This window comes from Acidimicrobiia bacterium (assembly GCA_040880805.1).
Classification (GTDB): domain Bacteria; phylum Actinomycetota; class Acidimicrobiia; order IMCC26256; family DASPTH01; genus DASPTH01.
On the sequence record JBBDHW010000049.1, the window covers coordinates 1 to 16,860 of the forward strand.

The window sequence follows — 16,860 nt, forward strand, 5'->3', positions numbered from 1 at the left end:
GGGCGAGCTGGTGCACCATGTTGTCGCGCAGGTAGTCGAACCCGAACTCGTTGTTGGTGCCGTAGGTGATGTCGGCGGCGTACGCGACCCGCTTGGCCACGAAGTCGTCGATCTGGGGCAGGACCATCCCGACCTCGAGCCCGAGGTAGCGGTAGATCCGCCCCATCCACTCGGCGTCGCGCTTGGCCAGGTAGTCGTTGGCGGTGACGAGGTGGACGCCGGTGCCCGCGAGCGCGTTGAGGTACAGCGGGAGCGTCGCGACGAGCGTCTTGCCCTCACCGGTTTTCATTTCGGCGACCCAGCCGAAGTGCATGGCCGCGCCCCCCATCAACTGCACGTCGAAATGACGCTGTCCGATCGTGCGCGTGGCGGCTTCACGGACGGCCGCGAAGGCTTCGGGCAACAAGTCGTCGAGCAGATCGGTGCAGGCATCGGCATTCGGAGCCTGGTCGAAGCGCTCGCGCCAGTTCACGGTGAGCGCACGGAGGTCGGCCTCCGAGCGCTTCTGCATCTCGGGCTCGAACACCCCGACCTCCGGAGCGATCGACTCCAAGGTCTTGAGCTTCCGGCCCTCGCCGGCGTGCAGCAGCTTGTTGAACAGGCCCATGAGACCTTCAATGCTATCGGTGGGCGATGCGGCGGGGGGACCCGGCCGGCATCAGGCCCCGCCTGTGCTGTGCGACCATGCGGGCATGGAGACCGCGACCGGCGATCGCCCGTTCGCGGCCGAAGCGGTGCTCGGGATCGTCGTGGTCGTGTGGCTCGTGACGTTCTCGATCCTCGTCTACCTGAAGCACGATCGCTTCGCGTCGGTCGACTTCGACATGGGCATCCACGACCAGAGCATCTGGCTGCTCGCTCACTTCCGAGGCTTCATGACCGTCCGAGGCCTTCAGGTGTTCGGCCACCACGCGGCACCCGGCTACTTCCTGTTCGTCCCGCTGTACTGGTTGGGCGGGGGCCCGCACCTTCTCAACATCACGCAGGTGTGCGTCGCCTCGTTGGGCGCGGTGCCCGTGTTCCTCCTCGCTCGGTTCCGCACCGGAAGCGCCTGGGTCGGGACCGCGCTCGGGATCGCATTCCTGCTCCATCCCGCGCTCCAGTTCTTCATGTCCGAGCTGTTCCATCCCGAAGTGATCGCGATCACCCCGTTGCTCTGCGCGTACTACTGCTCGGTCCGCAAACGCTGGGGATGGTTCGCGTGCTTCGCCGTCCTCGCGGTGTGCTGGAAGGAAGACGTCGCGCTCGCGGTGGCGATACTCGGCCTCGTGATCGCACTGCGCGGTGACCGACGGGTAGGCCTGATCACGGCGGGCACCGCACTCCTGTGGTTCTCGGCGTGGATCTTCGCCCTGTTCCCTCTCCTCGACAACGGCAAGCTCCAGAACGAGTCGCTCTACGCCGACGTCGGCGGATCACCCGGGGGTGTCCTCCGGACCGCCTTCACCCATCCGAGCCGCATCGGCTCGAGGTTGGTGAGCAACGACTCGGGTGACTACGCGTGGAAGCTGCTCGCGCCGTTCGGCCTCACCGCGCTCGCCGCGCCGCTCCTGCTCCTGCTCGGCGCGCCGCAGGCCTTCCTGAATCTCATCACCAACGTGCCGTGGACGAAGACGATCACGTTCCACTACGCGGCTGTCCCGTTCGCGGCGGTGACGATCGCGGCGGTCGAAGGCGTGGCGTTCCTCACCCGCAAGATCCGCCGGCGCGGTGCCGCCGGCGTCATCGCCACGGTGGTGTTGGCATGTTCCTTCGCGGCCACGGTCGCGTGGGGCCCGTCGCCCATCGGCGACAAGTACCGCAACGGCGAGTGGGCACTCGGAGCCAGCCCGCAGCTGCCGAGCGCACACGCGGCAGTCGCGCTCGTACCCGACGACGCGGTGGTGAGCGCGACCTACGACATGCTGCCGCACCTCGCGCACCGGCCGGAGATCTACTCGTTCCCGAACCCCTGGGAGAGCAAGAACTTCGGCGTCGACGGTGCGCCGCGGCGGAGTGGCGAGCGCGTCGACTGGATCGTCGCCGACCGCGCCGTGCTCGACAAGGAAACGGCCAAGCTCCTCGAGGACCTCGTCGACCACGGCAAGTTCCGCGTCGTGTTCGACCAGGACGGCTACGTCGTGGCGCGGCGCGCGGACCGTTGAGCTGCCGTTCGGGCACGGAGCCGGTTGAGCGCGTCCTTCAGGAAACGGTTTCGATCAACCCGAGGTTGCCGTCGTTGCGCCGGTACAGCAGCGCGGCGTGCCCGGTCTCGGTGTTGGTGAACAGGAAGAACGCGTGGCCGAGGAGATTCATTTGGAGCGCGGCTTCCTCGGGATCCATGGGCTTCGCGGCGAAGCGCTTCGTTTTGACGATCCGGGGCGCGGCGTCGGTGTCGAGATCGTCGCCGCCGTCCGATTCCAGCGCGGCGCCGTTGCCGCGGCGCGAATGCGAGCGCGAGACGCGCTTGTCCTTGAGGCGCGCGACCTGGTGCTCGACCTTGGTGATCGCGAGATCGAGCGCGGGTTCTGGTTCGGCCGCGGCCGCGTGTGCCTTCAGGAACCGACGCTTCAGGTGAACCGTGATCTCGCAGAGCTGGCGCTCACCGATGCGCGCGGTGTGCACTTCGGAGAAATCGACCTCGACACGTCCGGCGTCGTGGGTGAAGCGTGCGATCTTCCCGACCTTCTCACGCGTGATGGCCTGGAGTGGGGCCGGCACCGTCCGGTTCTTGCCGCGGACCATGATGTCCATCTCGCGCGGAGTATACGCACGGATCTGTCAGGACGCACCTGGGGGTGGCGGTGTGCGCGCCCCCGTGATCGCCAACACACTCTGCGCTCCGGCGGCTCGCAACGCGGCAGCTGCCGCCGTGAGCGTGGCACCCGTGGTGGCGACATCGTCGACGAGCAACACGCGTGACGGTGCGGCCCGACGCGCGGCGAAGCACGGACCCACGAGTCGCGCAGCGGCGGCGAGCCCGGTCTGCGGCGGACCGGGCTGTCGGGCGAGGAGCCGCGTGCAGCGGACACCCAACCTGCGCGCGACGGCGCGCGCCAGGATCTCGGCCGGATCGAAGCCACGGGCGCGGCGACGTTGGGGCGTGGTGGGCGCCCAGGTGACGGCAGGAGCCTCGAGGCCCGCAGCAAGCACGGAGTGGACCATCGCGGTCGCGAGCCACGGCACCGCGGCCCGGGCGTTGCGGTACTTCAACCGGGCGACGAGCTCCCGCGCCGCGCCCCGATACGCGAAGGCCGCCGACCAGGCGTCGATGCCGGGTGGCGGGCTCGCGGGCACCGGCGGGCGAAGGTCGGCCTCGCACCGGGCACAGAGGGGCCAGCCGCGGGCGCCACAGCCCGGACACGTGAGCGGCAGCAGTGCGTCGAGCACACCCGGGACCGTACGACCGTGGTACGACATCAATCCCTGATGAGGGCTCTCAAGAAACCTGGCGGTGATGCCGATCATGGAGGAACACACGAGCGGGGCCGTGAGAAACGAACAAAGGACGGCTCCCACATGCACGTCTTCATGAGTTGGGCACGATCGACGGTGGCACAGGTCGAGCGCTCGCTCGGCCGAAGCGACGACTACTTCGATCGCATCCTGATCGGCGTGGTCGCGCTCCTGGCGATCGCCGTGGTGTTCCTCTTCACCGCCAGCTGAGCACGAACCCTCGATACCGCCCAAAGCTCAATATCGGTAGTGGTCGGGCTTGTACGGCCCGGCCGCGGGGATACCGAGGTACGTGGCCTGGTCCTCGCTGAGCTGCGTGAGGCGCACTCCGAGCTTGTCGAGGTGCAACCGCGCCACCTCCTCGTCGAGGTGCTTCGGCAGCGTGTAGACGCGGCGCTCGTAGAAGTCGCGGTGCCCGTAGAGCTCCATCTGCGCGATCACCTGGTTCGTGAAGCTGTTCGACATCACGAAGCTCGGATGCCCGGTCGCGCACCCCAAGTTCAGGAGCCGTCCCTCGGCGAGCACGATGATCGAGTGGCTCGGGTCGCCGGAAGTTGCGGGGAACACCCACTCGTCGACCTGTGGCTTCACGTTCACCCTCGTGATGCCCGGCACCTTGGCGAGCCCGGCCATGTCGATCTCGGTGTCGAAGTGCCCGATGTTGCCGACGATCGCGTTGTGCTTCATCTGCGCCATGTGATCGACGGTGATGACGTTCTTGTTTCCCGTGGCGGTCACGAAGAGATCGGCACTGCCGACGACGTCGTCGACCGTAGTGACCTCGTACCCCTCCATCGCAGCCTGGAGCGCGCAGATCGGGTCGATCTCGGTGACGACGACGCGCGCGCCCTGACCACGCAACGATTGCGCGCAGCCCTTGCCGACGTCGCCGTAACCGCACACCACCGCGACCTTGCCGGCAAGCATCACATCGGTGGCGCGGCAGATGCCGTCGACGAGCGAGTGGCGGCAGCCGTACAAGTTGTCGAACTTCGACTTCGTGACCGAGTCGTTCACGTTGATCGCGGGGAAGAGCAGGTTGCCGCCCTCCATCATCTGGTACAGGCGGTGCACACCGGTGGTGGTCTCCTCGGTGACGCCGATGATCCCTTCGGCCGCGCGGTGCCAACGACGGTCGTCTGCTTCGAAGATTCGTCCCAGGAGCGTGAGGACAACCGCGAACTCCGCGTTGTCGGCGGTCGACGGGTCGGGCACCTTGCCGGCGCGCTCGTACTCGACGCCCTTGTGCACCACCAGCGTGGCGTCGCCACCATCGTCGAGGATCATGTTGGGACCAGTGACCGTGCCATCGGCGTTCCCTGGCCACGACAGCGCGCGGTCGGTGCACCACCAGTACTCCTCGAGCGTCTCGCCCTTCCACGCGAACACGGGGATCCCCGCGACCGCGATGGCGGCTGCCGCGTGGTCCTGCGTGGAGAAGATGTTGCACGACGCCCAGCGCACCCGCGCGCCGAGCGCGACGAGCGTCTCGATCAGCACCGCGGTTTGGATCGTCATGTGGAGCGAACCCGTGATGCGGGCACCGGCGAGCGGCTGCTGCGCCGCGTGGCGCTCCCGCAGGGCCATGAGGCCGGGCATCTCGTGCTCGGCGAGCTCGATCTCCTTGCGGCCGAAGTCGGCAAGGGAAAGGTCGGCGACTTTGAAGTCGGAGAGATCACTCGCAGCGGTGGGATCGGTGGTCGTAGCCATGGGGACTCCCAGATCATTGACGGGCGCGTGTGCACGCGCTCGACGCTTGTAGGGAGTCGGCCCGGATCACCGGATGACAGCCACTGAGGCCCGACCTGTCGAGCAGCGTAGCGCGTGCTCAGACCACCGTGACCGGAACGTTGATGTCGGGGGCTCGGGCCAGGCGCCGATCGGCGGTGAGCAGGCCGCACTCGAGCTGTTCCGCGAGCGCGACATAGCACCCGTCGGCAATGGTGAGCGAGTGGCGCATCTCGAAGGCGCGTTCGACGAGCTCGCGGCTCGGCACGAGTTCGATCGGAGTCCCGAGCATCTCACCGAACAGCCTGATCGCCTCCGCGTCGGAGAGGAGGCCGCGGAGCTCGGTCCGGCGAAGCCCGCTCGCGGTCTCGATCATGAAGACATCCGGGGCTGAGAACTCGCCGTCGAACAGCGCGACGTCATCCCCGGCGACTCGACCGACCAGCAGGTTGACGAAAGCCGAGGAGTCGATCACACCGTTCAATCGGGGCCCCACAGCTCGTCGTCGACCTCGCGCATGATCTCCTCCATCTGCTCCCTGGTGGGCGGCGGATCTGGACGCGGAATCGTCGCGAGGTGATCGAGCCACTCGCGCATCGTCTGACGGCGGAGGTCGCGGCGCAGCGACTCGAGGATCACCTCGCCGAGCGTCTTGCCCTCCGCCGCGGCACGCTCGCGGAGCGCCTCGTGGAGATCCGCGGGCACGTTCTTCACCTGGATCGCGCTCATCCGAACAAGGTAGCATGCTTTGGGCATGCCGATGACATGCGAAATCTCCTGACGGCGCGCTCCGGCCGCCTGCCACACTCCCGGCGTGGACATCACGCTGCGCCCGGTCACGGAGGCAGAGCTCGTCGCGTTCAAGCGCGCGACCGCGGTCGCGTTCGGCAACGTCCAGAGCGACGAGGAGGCCCAATCGTGGGGCGCCGGCGTCGAGCTCGATCGGACGCTCGCCGCATTCGACGGCGAAACGATCATCGGCACGGCCGCCGCGCTCTCGTTCGAGCTCACCGTTCCGGGAGGTGCGTTGGTGCCCACCGCCGGCGTGACGATGGTGGGTGTGCACCCGACCCATCGTCGCCGCGGGCTCCTCGTGCGCATGATGGAAGAGCAGCTCGCCGACGTGGCCGCGCGCGGCGAGCCGCTCGCGGTGCTCACCGCGTCCGAATCTGCGATCTACCGGCGGTTCGGATACGGCCTCGCGACGTTCTCGACCTTCTGGACGCTGCGCACCGAAGGCACCGACTTCGCGTCGCCGCCGACGGTCGACGGCCGCTTCCGACTGATCGAGCCCGCGGAAGCCGCAACGGCCGTTCCGCCCCTCTACGACGCGGCGCGCCGGCGCCACGTTGGTGAGGTCACGCGCCACCCGGCGTGGTTCGAGCAGATCTTCAGCGAGCCCGCCGGCGGCAAGGGTCCCCGGCGCGTCTTCACGGCTGTGCACGAGTCGGTCGCCGGAGACGCCGACGGGTTCGCGCGCTACCGGATCAAGGACGACTGGTCCGGTGGCATCGCGGCGAACACGCTCGAGGTCATCGATCTCTACGCGCTCGACGACGAGGTCGAGGCTGCGCTGTGGCAGTTCCTCATCGACATCGACCTCGTCGCGAACGTGAAGGCGTTCGGACGGCCGGTCGACGACCCGATCCGGTGGCGGCTCGCGGATCCGCGCCGCATGCAGATCACGGAAGTCACCGACCATCTCTGGTTGCGAGTCGTCGATCCCGCGGTCGCGCTCGCGGCGCGCACCTACGGATCTCGCGATCGCGTCGTCGTCGAGCTCACAGACCCGTTCCTCCCGGGCAACGAGGGGCGTTGGTCGATCGACAACGCGTCCGACGATGTCACTGTGCAACGCACGGACGACGACGCCGACCTCGCAATGTCCGCGTCGGAGCTCGGTGGTCTCTACCTCGGTGGCGTGTCGGCAACAACGCTCGCGCGCGCGGGTCGAATCGCGGAGCTCGTCCCGGGCGCGATCGCGCGCGCCGACACATTTTTCACTACAACACCCGCGCCGTGGTGCCGTACGGACTTCTGAGCGCTACGCGTCGACCGGAACGACGTCGAACCCGAGCGCGCGTGCCGCTTCTCGCTGGCGCGCGTCGAACGTGACGAACGAACACGGACGGGGGAGGCGGTCGCCCGCTGCGAGGTGAACGGCGTCGAGGCTTCTGAGACCATGAGCGCAGCCGATCTCGGATGCGACCTCGAGACACTCGGAGTCGACGTCGACGACGAGGAAGCGTGCCCAATCGTCTGCCAAGCGCGCTGCGATCGACTCCTGGACCGAGCGCGAGAGCGGCTGCCGGCACAGAGCGATGCGGGACTCGGTTCGCAGGAGGGCCGACGCCACCCAATCCTCGTCGATCTCCATTGCATGGAGGACGAGGTTGGTTCCCTCTTCGGCGATGTAGCGCTTCACCATCGCCGAGCTGTCGAGGAGCAACACCTATCGGTCACCGCGGAGCTCGTCGACGATGTCGCTCGTGAGCTTCGCCCCGCCGGTGAGCTTGACCGGCTCGGGCGCAGGCCGATGCGGGCCTCGCCTTCGCGGCGGGATCACCCGGCCGGACGCGATCAGCTCGTCGAGGGTGGGACGCTCACCAGCGGGCCGCAGCGGTGCAAGCTCGGCCTTGGGCTCGCCGTCGACCGTGATGACGATTCGTTCACCCGAAGCCGCCCGGCGCACGAGCCGGCTGATGTCCCGTCGCAGCTCTCGGATCCCCACGCGCTCCATCCGCCGAAGTGTACACGCGTGGACACAAGCCGGGAAGACCTACCGCGCGACCAGAGCCTTGAGCTGGGCGATCGCGTCGATGGGCCCGGGGTCGACGTCGTTGTCGAGCGCGAGGTAGTAGCTCATCCAGTCGCCGAGGTAGATGACATCGAGGAGCTGCGCGAGGCGTCCCTCCCCTTCCGCCTCGACCGTGATCACCCGGTTCAGGGTCTCTTCGATCAGCTCCCGGGTGGCCGCCATGCGCCGTGCGAGCTGAGCGTGCTCCATGCCCTGGTGCAGCTCGACGAGCGTGAAGATCTGGCGGGTGACATCGCCGTGCTGACCCCACCCACAGACCTCGTTGTGGTCGAGCTCCGGGTAGACGTTCCAGAACGCCGGCGCCTTCGCGTTCTCGTTGATCGAGCACTTCCAGCGCATCGCGGCGGCAGCGCCGAAGCCACCGGCGCCATAGATGATCGGGATCGTGCGATCGATCTTGCGCGCCAGCTCGCGCGCCGGGTTGCGCGACGCGTCGGCATCGGGCTTGCACTGGTCGCGCCGGCGCTTCAGCTGCTCTTGCGCCTTCAGCAGCGCTGCGTGCGCTTCGGGGAGCATGCCCATGCGGAACAACACGACGATCAGCGGCGCGAGGAGCGAGCCGAGCGCGAACCGCGGCAGCGGCGCGTCGGTCGGACAGCCGATGTGGAGCAGGTCGTGCTCACGCGCGAAGTCAGCGAGGGCACCGCCGCTCGACACGGTGATGAGCCGTGCTCCAGCAGTGAGGGCACCGCGCGCCATCTCCAGCGTCTCCTCCGTGTCACCCGAGTACGACACCGCGAACGCGAGTGTGCGCGGACCGACGAACGCGGGCGTTCGGTAGTGCTTCAACACCGTCAGGGGAACGGGTAGGGACGCGGTGCCGGTGGCCTGCAGGATGTCGCCGACGATCCCCGAGCCACCCATGCCGAGCGTGACGATGTGATCGAAGTCGTCGGCGGCGGGGAGCTTGCTGCGGTCGATCTTGCCTGCGCGCTCGTGCGCGCTCGCGAGCTGTTCCGGGATCGAGCAGAGCGCCTGGCCGACGTTGAGCGAATCGACGGCCATCGCCCTAAGCCTGGAACGTGAAGCTCACGCCGTCGGCTTCCGCCTTTGCCGTGAGTCGCGCGTCCTCGGCATCGTCGACATTCTCGGCCTCGTCGATCAGCATGATCGGGATGTCGTCGCGCACTGCGTAGCGTCGCTTGAGCCTGGGGTTGTACAGCGACGACTCGTCCTCGAAGTAGAGCAGCGGTCCCTTGTCTTCGGGGCACGCGAGGATCTCGAGCAGCTTGGGGTCGAGCGCCATCGTCACTCCTTGCCAAAACGGGATTTAGGTCGGTGTTTGCTCGGCGCGCACCAGCGCGAGCACGTCGTTGGTGTGCACGTCGCAGGAAACACGGTCGGTGGCCTCGAGATTGAGCCGCAGCAGCGGCTCGGTGTTGCTCGGGCGCAGATTGAACCACCAATCGCCCATGTCGACGGTGAGGCCGTCGAGACGATCCTGCAGACCGTCGCTGTACGCGGCGGCGACGCGATCGATCACTTCGTCGACATCGGCGACGCGCGTGTTGATCTCGCCGGATGGCGCGTAGCGATCGAAGGGCACGCGCAGCTCCGACAGCGGCGTACCCGATTTCGAGAGCTGCTCGAGCACGATGAGCGCGGCGATGATGCCGGAGTCGGCTCGGAAGTTCTCGCGGAAGTAGTAGTGCGCGGAATGCTCGCCGCCGAACACCGCACCCGTGTCGGCCATCACCTGCTTCATGAACGAATGGCCGACGCGGCTCTTGACCGGCTTGCCGCCGAGCTCCCGGATCACCTCGGGCACCGCCTTCGAACAGATCACGTTGTGCACGATCGCCTCACCCGGGTGTCGCGCGAGCATCGCGGCCGCGAGGATGGCCGTAGTGGTGGAGCCCGACACGACCTCGCCGCGGTCGTCGACCAGCACGACCCGATCGGCGTCGCCGTCGAACGCGAGACCGATCGCCGCGCCACCGTCGATCACCGCCCGCCGGAGATCGGCAAGGTTGTCGAGATTCATCACGTCGGGCGCATGATTCGGGAAGGTCCCGTCGAGCTCTCCGTAGAGAAGGGTGAGCTCGAACGGCAGCCCAGAGAACACCGCGGGCACGATGAGCCCGCCCACGCCGTTTGCGGTGTCGGCAACGACGCGCATCGGGTCGAGGGTGGCGACGTCGACGAAGGACCGCACGTGCGCGGCGAATGCCGAGAGGAGATCGAGCCGTTCCGCTCGACCCGGATCTTCGCCCCGCTCGAGCAGACCCTCCGCCACCATGGCCTTGATCTCGGCGAGCCCGGTGTCTTCCCCGATGGGCGCGGCGCCCGCGCGGCAGAGCTTGAACCCGTTGTACTCGGCCGGGTTGTGGCTCGCGGTCACCATCGCGCCGGGCGCGTCGAGATGGCCCGAGGCGAAGTAGCAGAGGTCGGTCGAGGCGATCCCGAGGTCGAGGACGTCGGCACCGGCGATCGTCGCGCCCTCGATGAACGCGGCAACGAGGGGCTCCGACGACGGGCGGGCGTCGTGCCCGACGAGCACCCGTGCGGCACCCGTGAACGCGACGAGCGCGTTCCCCACCTTGCGCGCGACCGACTCGTCGAGCTCGTCGGGATAGACGCCGCGAATGTCGTAGGCCTTGAAGATGGAGTCGAGCGCAGCGTCGGCCACGGGGAGCCTCGGGTCCTCACCGCGGGGAGCGGGACGGAAATCGTACCCGGCGACGCCTCCGATCGGGTCCGGAACCTCCCGCGCCGGAAGCGGTAGGGGCGGTCACTCCCCACCACACGAGGGCCCCCAGCCCGGCAAGGCCGGCGAGGCTTCCGGCCCGACCGAGCCATTCCGCGGACGTGGTGCCATAGGCGAGACGCACGTGCTTGCTCGTGGGAACGACGACCATGAAGTTCGGCGTGGCGCGCCACGGGCCGTCGGCGCCGCGGGCCTCCCAGTTCGGGAAGTACGACGTCTTGACCATCACCGGCACGCCCGTGCGCGACACGTCGAACTCGATGGAGTCCTCGGTGGTCCGTATGTGCGACACCTTCACGTTCGGCAACGGCCGCTTCGCGACCTGGCGAGCATCGGACATGTCGGCCCGCTGCCACGCCGCGGGCCCGTGGTCGGTGAGAGGACGGTTGAGCGCGTTGGGATCGTCGAACCACGGCACCGCCAGGCACTCCCATGCACTGAGCTCCTCGACACCCGGCGTATCCGGCGGAGGCTTCGGCTTGCCTTCGCACTTCCAGTTCGAGTCGGTGTGCAGGTCCTTCGCGACGACTGGTTCGTACTGCAGCGCGGAGACGACGGGAGCGCCCGCAACTTCGTAGATCGTCCAGCCGAGCGGTGGGCCGACGTCGAGGTCCGGGACGGTCGCGACTTCCCGCAGCGCCGGGTTGCGCGCCGCGGCTTCCTTCATGTCGGGCATCGCGGCGTAGTAACGCACCCCCATCAGCTGGAGATACTTCACTCCGAGGTCGAAATCGACCGACGTGCGGTACGGGAATCCGCGCGCGGGATTCGACGGTGTCGGCGTGAGGGTGGCGGCCGCGAGGAAGTGGTACGGCGTCGTACCCGCCGACTCGTAGTACAGACCCTCCATCGAGCTGATCCGACCGTCGGTCCAGTACGGGAGCATCATCAGCGAGAGCGGAGTCCCGTATTGGCCGATCGAGGAGCTCGGCTCCCACAGCATGCGACCAGGCGGCAATGACGCGGCGGTGTCGATGAACGCCCGGTACTCCGCGTAGCCCTTCTTCGTGAAGTCGGCAGCGGTTCCGCCTTCGTAACCGGTGTAGTTGTACTTGGCCCAGTAGATGACGTAGCCCTTGGTCGCGTTGACCCGCACGAGCGCAATCGTCGTGAACACCGCCAACACCACCCCGATGACGAGCAGACGAGTTGCCACGTGACGTGCACTCTCGGGGCGTCGGTGCTCCGGCGCCGCGTCATCGAACACCGAATCGTCGCGTGAAGGGGTGCCGTCGTCAGGCGGATCCGGACCGTGCACGACCCATGCGGCGAACTGCCCGGTCCAACGAGCGATCTCGGCGGCGCCGAGCGCCGCAAGGAGGTACAGCATGAGGTACCAGAACGGCAGCAGCCGGAGGTTCCACGCCGGCGTCTTGCCCAGGATCTCGCGCAGCAGCTCCCACGCGCAGAAGATCGTGCCGGCGAGGAAGGTGATCGCGCCGACGACGAGCGTGGCTCGACGCCGGTACGCGATTCCCGCCCCGATCGCGACGAGCCCGAACAGGAACAGGAACCACATCTCGGAGAGGAACAACCAGTCGAAGGACGTCGGCAGCTCGATACCCAACCGGCCGAGCAGCCAGGGATCGGTGTACCCGGTGCCGATCGGTTCGTAACGCATGTCGGTCGTGTAGCCGAGCGTGGCCGCAAGCGGAACGAGCCACACCGCGGTGAGCGCGGTGCCGACCGCGACGATCGCGGCCACGCGCCCCGTGTTCGCGCGCGGACGCCAACACAACCAGATCACTCCTGCTGCGGAAAGTGCGAACACCGCGACGACGAGGTGGCTCGTGAGCGTTGCTGCGAGGAACAAAGCCGGGATCCACAGTCCGCGGCGCCGATCCAGAGCGAACGCGAGCGTGCCGAGGAAGAGCAGCGCGCAGGCGATCGCGATCGTGAACGAGTACTCACCCGCGAGCGTGTTGGTGAGGGTGCCACCCATGATGTGGTGGTCGTACCGCATGGTCGCGTCGCCGCCGTCCTTGAAGAACAGGAGGGCGGTCGCACCGACCGCGAAGAAGGCGGGCGCGGGGCGCGGCGTGCGGATGCCCCGGGCGAACACGTAGGCGCCGATCGGCAGCAGCACCGGACCGAGCGCGGTCACGAGCTTGAACGCGATGTTGTACGGCAACACGACGTCGAGCAGGACGATCAGCAGCGCCGGGAACGGAAAGTAGAACTGCCCGGCCGGGAACCCGGCGTACGAGTCGTTGGTCCAGCCCGCAACCCGCCACGGCAAGAGGTGGTCACGGAGGTACGCGGGGAACCACACGTGCGCGCCCGTGTCACCGCCGGTGGGGGTGGTGTTCAGGAACAGCAGCCGCGGCTGGAGCTGCACGAAGATGTAGATGCAGCACACCGCGACGATCGCGATCCCGGCCCAGTTCAGGAAGCGGTCGTATCGCTTGATCCGCGGCGCCGGAACTTCCTCGACACGTTCCGTGGGCGCGTCGATGACGTCGTGGGTGGCGACCACCGGGTCAGTGTGCCAGGCGAGGATGTGCGGAAACGCTCAGGTGCGCAGGGCTACTTGACGCGCGCGAGCTCGAGCACGTGCCCGAGCGGCACCGGCCCTTCGGCCGTCTCCCACGACTGCGCTTCGCAACGCCCGCATCGGCGAAACGTCACCTCGCGCTCCGCGATCCGCATCCGGATCTCGACGAGCGTCGATCTCGAGCACCTTGGACAGCGCACGCGAACCTCCCAGCACCACGACCGCCGGTAGAGGTATCGGGACCCGAACGGGAAAACTTGAGCAAACACCGGTTTGCACCAATCGCGTCACATGCGGCGACGAGTGCCAGCGAGGAGCTCGCCAGGAGTGAACGACCGCGAGGCGGGTATCCGGCCTCGCAGCGAGCGGGTGATCAGGTGATCTCGATCAAGAGGTCGATCACGCTCAACGTGTTGAAGCCCACGTGGAGCATGATCGACCGGGAGAGATCGCCGGTCTTGGCCGCCTGGTACCCCGACACGAGGCCCAGCGAGAGGATCGCGGGAAACGCGATCAGCGTCCCGATCGACGGATCGCCGAAGTGCACGAGACCGAAGACCGCAGCGGAGATGAAGACCGCCCAGCCGGGCGTCGTCTTGCGCAGTAACGAGCGCAGGAGAGCGCCGCGGAACAGGAGCTCTTCGGCTACCGGCGCGAGCACGCCCACAGCGAGGAACAGCAAGGGGATGGCGAAGCCGCTCGACCGTGACGCGATCCGCACCGCCTCCTGGCGGGCAACCGTGCCGTGCACCTCCTGGAGGAGCAGGATGCCCGGAATCCACACGAGCTGGAGGCCGACCCCGGCGAAGAACCACCGCGCGTCGTCCCACCAGGGCTTGCCGCGTGGGATCGCCCGGAGCCCGAAATCGGCTTCGAGGGACCCGCGGCCCTTCCGGCGCGCCACGACGGCCAGCCAGGCGACGATCGTGCCGTCCTGGGCGATGATCAGCGCGGCGAGCTCGGTCGGGCTCGTGCGCACGCCGACGAACGCACCCGCGACGACGGAGACGAGGAACCCGGCGAACCAGGCCGCGACGACGTCGCCGATACCCCAGCTGATCCTCGGACGCAACGCCTCCGGCCCGGGGACCGGTGGGTCCGGTGCGGACGTCGGGCTCACCGGTTGCCCGGCACCGCGCAGTGCACCTGCGCACGATACCGGCGCACGATACCGGCGCCTTTCTCCAGTGCGCGTGTTCGCGGGGGGGCCTCCCGCCGTAGCATGGAGCGACCGAGGCCGCCGACCCCAAGGCCGCCCGGCAGGAGTCCGGCCCGACCAATGAGCCGTCGCCCAAACGACCTCGACCCCGGGAGCGATCCCGGAGCCCGTGGACCCGCGCCGAACGGCCGGCCCCCGTCTCCTCCGGGTGGTCCGCGTCCGGGCGGCGGGATGCCCCCGGGAGGCCGCCAAGGTTCGCGGCCCGGTGAAAATCGGCCAGGTGAGAAGCGACCGAGCTCGTCGCCGTCGTTGCGTTGGGTGCCGTGGATCGTGCTCGCGCTCATCGCCGCCGCGTTCCTGGTGAGCAGCCTCGCGAGCAACAGCTCGTCGAAAGCCGACCTGACGTACTCGGAGTTCACGAAGGCCGTCGACGAGGGCAAGGTCAAGAGCATCGAGTTCAACAAGTCCAGCGGCGAGATCGACGGCGTCTTCACCGGGCCGCAGGACGGCAAGAAGGAATTCACGAGCTCGGGTCCGAAGGACGACCTTCCCGCGGCCGAGCTGAAGACACTCCAGTCGAAGAACGTCGACATCAAGTACGTCGACCAGGGAAGCAACCTTCTCGGCGACATCCTGCTGTGGGTGCTGCCACTGGTGCTCATCGTCGGTTTGTTCGTCTGGCTCAGCCGGCGCGCCACGCAGGGGCAGATGGGCGCGGTGATGAACATCGGGCGCAGCCGGGCGAAGGTGTACAACACCGAGAACCCGAAGACCACGTTCGCCGACGTTGCCGGCTACGGGCCGGTGAAGCAAGAGATTGCCGAAGTCGTCGACTTCTTGAAGAACCCCGCCAAGTTCAAGGAGATCGGCGCGCGCATCCCCAAGGGCGTGCTGCTCGTGGGCCCGCCCGGCACCGGAAAGACCCTCATCGCGCGTGCGGTTGCGGGCGAGGCCGGCGTGCCGTTCGTGTCGGTTACCGGATCCGACTTCATGGAGATGTTCGTCGGTGTCGGCGCCGCGCGCGTGCGCGACCTGTTCCAGACCGCGCGCAAGCAGGCGCCCGCGATCATCTTCGTCGACGAGGTCGACTCGATCGGCCGGAAGCGCGGCGCGGGCTTGGGCGGAGGTCACGACGAGCGCGAGCAGACGCTCAACCAGATGCTCGCCGAGATGGACGGCTTCGAAGCCACCGAGGGCATCGTGATGATGGCGGCCACGAACCGTCCCGACGTCCTCGACCCCGCGCTGCTGCGTCCCGGTCGCTTCGACCGGACGATCCTCGTGCCCTTCCCCACGCAGGAGGAGCGCGTCCAGATCCTCAAGGTGCACTTCCGCGACAAGAAGATCGACGACGACGTCAATGTCGACGTGCTCGCGCGCGGCACGCCAGGCATGTCGGGGGCCGACCTCTCCAATCTCGTGAACGAAGCCGCGCTGTTCGCCGTACGACGCGGCGAGAAGCAGGTGCACGCCGAAGACTTCGAGTCGGCGCGCGACCGGGTCCTGATGGGCCTCAAGCGCGAGTCGATGGTGCTCAGCGAGGAAGAGAAGGAAGTGGTCGCCTACCACGAGGGCGGGCACGCGGTGCTGGCGTACGTGCTCGAGCACGCCGACCCGGTGCACAAGGTCACGATCCTCGCCACCGGTATGGCGCTCGGGGTCACCCAGCAACTGCCGCTCGAGGAGCGCCACATCTACAAGCGGGAGTACATCGCCGACTCGCTCGTCGTGCGCCTCGGTGGCCGCATTGCCGAGGAGCTCGTCTACGGCCACCTCTCCACCGGCGCGCAGAACGACCTGGTCGGTGTCACCGAGCTCGCTCGCAAGATGGTGCGCGAGTGGGGCATGTCGGATCGCATCGGGCCGATGGCGTGGGGCTCGCAGGGGGCGGTGTTCCTGGGCGAGGACCTCGTGCACACCCGCGACTACTCCGACGAGACGGCCCGCGTAATCGACGAAGAGGTCGAGCGCATCCTGCGCGACGAGGAGAACCGCGCCCGGAAGGTGCTCGGTGAGCACCGCGCCGGGCTCGAGGCCATCGCACAGGCGCTGCTCGAGCGGGAGACGCTCGACGGCGGGGAGGTCGGTGCGATCGTCGACGAGGCGATGGGTCACAGGTGCGGCGGCCCGCGGCACTACCTGCGCGCCGACGGCACGGACGTCGTCGCAGAATCGCTCCCCGCAGGCGAGTCACTCAGCGACATCGCCGAGTAAGGGCCTGCCGACGAACAAGTCGCGCGATCTTACGCGGGCGTGTTGGTCGGCTTCTCGCTCGGGGCGTTGGGCCAGCCCGGCCCGGAGGATGTTGCGGGCCGCGTTCACGTCCGCATGCGCGACATGCCCGCAGCGGCGACAGCAGAACACGGTGGCGTCACGGTTCCTCGCCTCGACGTGGCCGCAGTCGGCGCAGGTCTGTGAGGTGTGCCGGGGGTTCACCGCGATCGTTTCGCGCCCAGCCTCTTCCGCTGTAAGGAGAATGACCGGTGTTGAGGTGGTCACGCGGCCAACGGTGTGAGGGT

At 68.0% G+C, this 16,860-nt stretch carries 18 protein-coding genes; 3 read left to right on the forward strand and 15 right to left on the reverse strand.

Annotated elements, in window-relative coordinates; genetic code table 11:
• Positions 1 to 607 (reverse strand): preprotein translocase subunit SecA (locus WD271_13305; protein ID MEX1008808.1); only part of this gene is annotated, 607 nt, incomplete at its 3' end.
• An 85-nt stretch (positions 608 to 692) separates the two neighbouring features.
• Between WD271_13305 and WD271_13310 the strand changes: the two genes are divergently transcribed.
• Positions 693 to 2,144: a DUF2079 domain-containing protein gene (locus WD271_13310; protein MEX1008809.1), complete on the forward strand. Its 1,452-nt coding sequence runs from the start codon at positions 693 to 695 to the stop codon at positions 2,142 to 2,144.
• Positions 2,145 to 2,181: 37 nt separating this feature from the next.
• Here WD271_13310 and raiA read toward each other — a convergent pair whose 3' ends face one another.
• The 5 genes from raiA to WD271_13335 all read right to left on the reverse strand — a co-directional run bounded on the left by raiA (position 2,182) and on the right by WD271_13335 (position 5,892).
• The gene (gene raiA, locus WD271_13315; protein ID MEX1008810.1) at positions 2,182 to 2,733 is read right to left on the reverse strand and encodes a ribosome-associated translation inhibitor RaiA; all 552 of its coding nucleotides are present in this window, start codon (positions 2,731 to 2,733) and stop codon (positions 2,182 to 2,184) included.
• A gap of 27 nt (positions 2,734 to 2,760) precedes the next feature.
• Positions 2,761 to 3,369, reverse strand: coding sequence for a phosphoribosyltransferase family protein (locus WD271_13320; GenBank protein MEX1008811.1), 609 nt, complete (start codon positions 3,367 to 3,369; stop codon positions 2,761 to 2,763).
• A gap of 303 nt (positions 3,370 to 3,672) precedes the next feature.
• Positions 3,673 to 5,145 carry an adenosylhomocysteinase gene (gene ahcY, locus WD271_13325; GenBank protein MEX1008812.1) on the reverse strand — a complete coding sequence of 491 codons (1,473 nt, stop codon included), beginning with the start codon at positions 5,143 to 5,145 and terminating at the stop codon, positions 3,673 to 3,675.
• A gap of 118 nt (positions 5,146 to 5,263) precedes the next feature.
• Positions 5,264 to 5,659, reverse strand: a complete 396-nt coding sequence (locus WD271_13330; protein ID MEX1008813.1) for a type II toxin-antitoxin system VapC family toxin — start codon at positions 5,657 to 5,659, stop codon at positions 5,264 to 5,266.
• Positions 5,644 to 5,892 (reverse strand): antitoxin, encoded by a 249-nt coding sequence (locus WD271_13335; protein ID MEX1008814.1) that lies wholly within the window; start codon positions 5,890 to 5,892, stop codon positions 5,644 to 5,646. Before WD271_13335 ends, WD271_13330 begins: the two co-directional genes overlap by 16 nt.
• Positions 5,893 to 5,977: 85 nt before the next feature.
• Here WD271_13335 and WD271_13340 point away from each other — a divergent pair, with 85 nt between their 5' ends.
• Positions 5,978 to 7,204 carry a GNAT family N-acetyltransferase gene (locus WD271_13340; GenBank protein ID MEX1008815.1) on the forward strand — a complete coding sequence of 409 codons (1,227 nt, stop codon included), beginning with the start codon at positions 5,978 to 5,980 and terminating at the stop codon, positions 7,202 to 7,204.
• A gap of 3 nt (positions 7,205 to 7,207) precedes the next feature.
• Here the strand turns inward: WD271_13340 and WD271_13345 are convergent, their stop codons facing one another.
• The 8 genes from WD271_13345 to WD271_13380 form a co-directional block, all read right to left on the reverse strand.
• The gene (locus tag WD271_13345) at positions 7,208 to 7,615 is read right to left on the reverse strand and encodes a type II toxin-antitoxin system VapC family toxin (protein MEX1008816.1); all 408 of its coding nucleotides are present in this window, start codon (positions 7,613 to 7,615) and stop codon (positions 7,208 to 7,210) included.
• Positions 7,616 to 7,903 carry a type II toxin-antitoxin system prevent-host-death family antitoxin gene (locus tag WD271_13350; protein MEX1008817.1) on the reverse strand — a complete coding sequence of 96 codons (288 nt, stop codon included), beginning with the start codon at positions 7,901 to 7,903 and terminating at the stop codon, positions 7,616 to 7,618.
• Positions 7,904 to 7,942: 39 nt separating this feature from the next.
• Positions 7,943 to 8,986, reverse strand: coding sequence for a bifunctional phosphoglucose/phosphomannose isomerase (locus WD271_13355; protein ID MEX1008818.1), 1,044 nt, complete (start codon positions 8,984 to 8,986; stop codon positions 7,943 to 7,945).
• A gap of 4 nt (positions 8,987 to 8,990) precedes the next feature.
• A complete protein-coding gene (locus WD271_13360; GenBank protein MEX1008819.1) occupies positions 8,991 to 9,227 on the reverse strand; it encodes a Trm112 family protein in 237 nt (78 codons plus the stop codon).
• A 24-nt stretch (positions 9,228 to 9,251) separates the two neighbouring features.
• Positions 9,252 to 10,610, reverse strand: a complete 1,359-nt coding sequence (gene manB / locus WD271_13365) for a phosphomannomutase/phosphoglucomutase (protein ID MEX1008820.1) — start codon at positions 10,608 to 10,610, stop codon at positions 9,252 to 9,254.
• Between the two features lie 16 nt (positions 10,611 to 10,626).
• Positions 10,627 to 13,164, reverse strand: a complete 2,538-nt coding sequence (locus WD271_13370) for a 6-pyruvoyl-tetrahydropterin synthase-related protein (GenBank protein MEX1008821.1) — start codon at positions 13,162 to 13,164, stop codon at positions 10,627 to 10,629.
• A gap of 50 nt (positions 13,165 to 13,214) precedes the next feature.
• The gene (locus WD271_13375; GenBank protein ID MEX1008822.1) at positions 13,215 to 13,337 is read right to left on the reverse strand and encodes a hypothetical protein; all 123 of its coding nucleotides are present in this window, start codon (positions 13,335 to 13,337) and stop codon (positions 13,215 to 13,217) included.
• 218 nt (positions 13,338 to 13,555) lie between these two features.
• Complete coding sequence (locus tag WD271_13380) at positions 13,556 to 14,302, reverse strand: CPBP family intramembrane glutamic endopeptidase (GenBank protein MEX1008823.1); 747 nt, start codon at positions 14,300 to 14,302, stop codon at positions 13,556 to 13,558.
• A 357-nt stretch (positions 14,303 to 14,659) separates the two neighbouring features.
• Here WD271_13380 and ftsH point away from each other — a divergent pair, with 357 nt between their 5' ends.
• Entirely contained in the window at positions 14,660 to 16,555 is a 1,896-nt protein-coding gene (gene ftsH / locus WD271_13385) for an ATP-dependent zinc metalloprotease FtsH (protein ID MEX1008824.1), read from the forward strand.
• On the opposite strand, the gene WD271_13390 is transcribed toward ftsH, so the two are convergent.
• On the reverse strand, positions 16,532 to 16,860 hold a 329-nt coding region (locus tag WD271_13390), incomplete at its 5' end, for a transposase (protein ID MEX1008825.1). The two genes, ftsH and WD271_13390, sit on opposite strands and share 24 nt — an antisense overlap.

What these genes read in the sequence shown, in the direction of transcription:
- WD271_13310 (MEX1008809.1), top strand. Translation starts at nt 693, where the DNA reads ATGGAGACCGCGACCGGCGATCGCCCGTTCGCGGCCGAAGCGGTGCTC.
- raiA (MEX1008810.1), bottom strand. Translation starts at nt 2,733, where the DNA reads ATGGACATCATGGTCCGCGGCAAGAACCGGACGGTGCCGGCCCCACTC.
- ahcY (MEX1008812.1), bottom strand. Translation starts at nt 5,145, where the DNA reads ATGGCTACGACCACCGATCCCACCGCTGCGAGTGATCTCTCCGACTTC.
- WD271_13335 (MEX1008814.1), bottom strand. Translation starts at nt 5,892, where the DNA reads ATGAGCGCGATCCAGGTGAAGAACGTGCCCGCGGATCTCCACGAGGCG.
- WD271_13350 (MEX1008817.1), bottom strand. Translation starts at nt 7,903, where the DNA reads ATGGAGCGCGTGGGGATCCGAGAGCTGCGACGGGACATCAGCCGGCTC.
- WD271_13355 (MEX1008818.1), bottom strand. Translation starts at nt 8,986, where the DNA reads ATGGCCGTCGATTCGCTCAACGTCGGCCAGGCGCTCTGCTCGATCCCG.
- WD271_13360 (MEX1008819.1), bottom strand. Translation starts at nt 9,227, where the DNA reads ATGGCGCTCGACCCCAAGCTGCTCGAGATCCTCGCGTGCCCCGAAGAC.
- WD271_13375 (MEX1008822.1), bottom strand. Translation starts at nt 13,337, where the DNA reads ATGCGGATCGCGGAGCGCGAGGTGACGTTTCGCCGATGCGGGCGTTGC.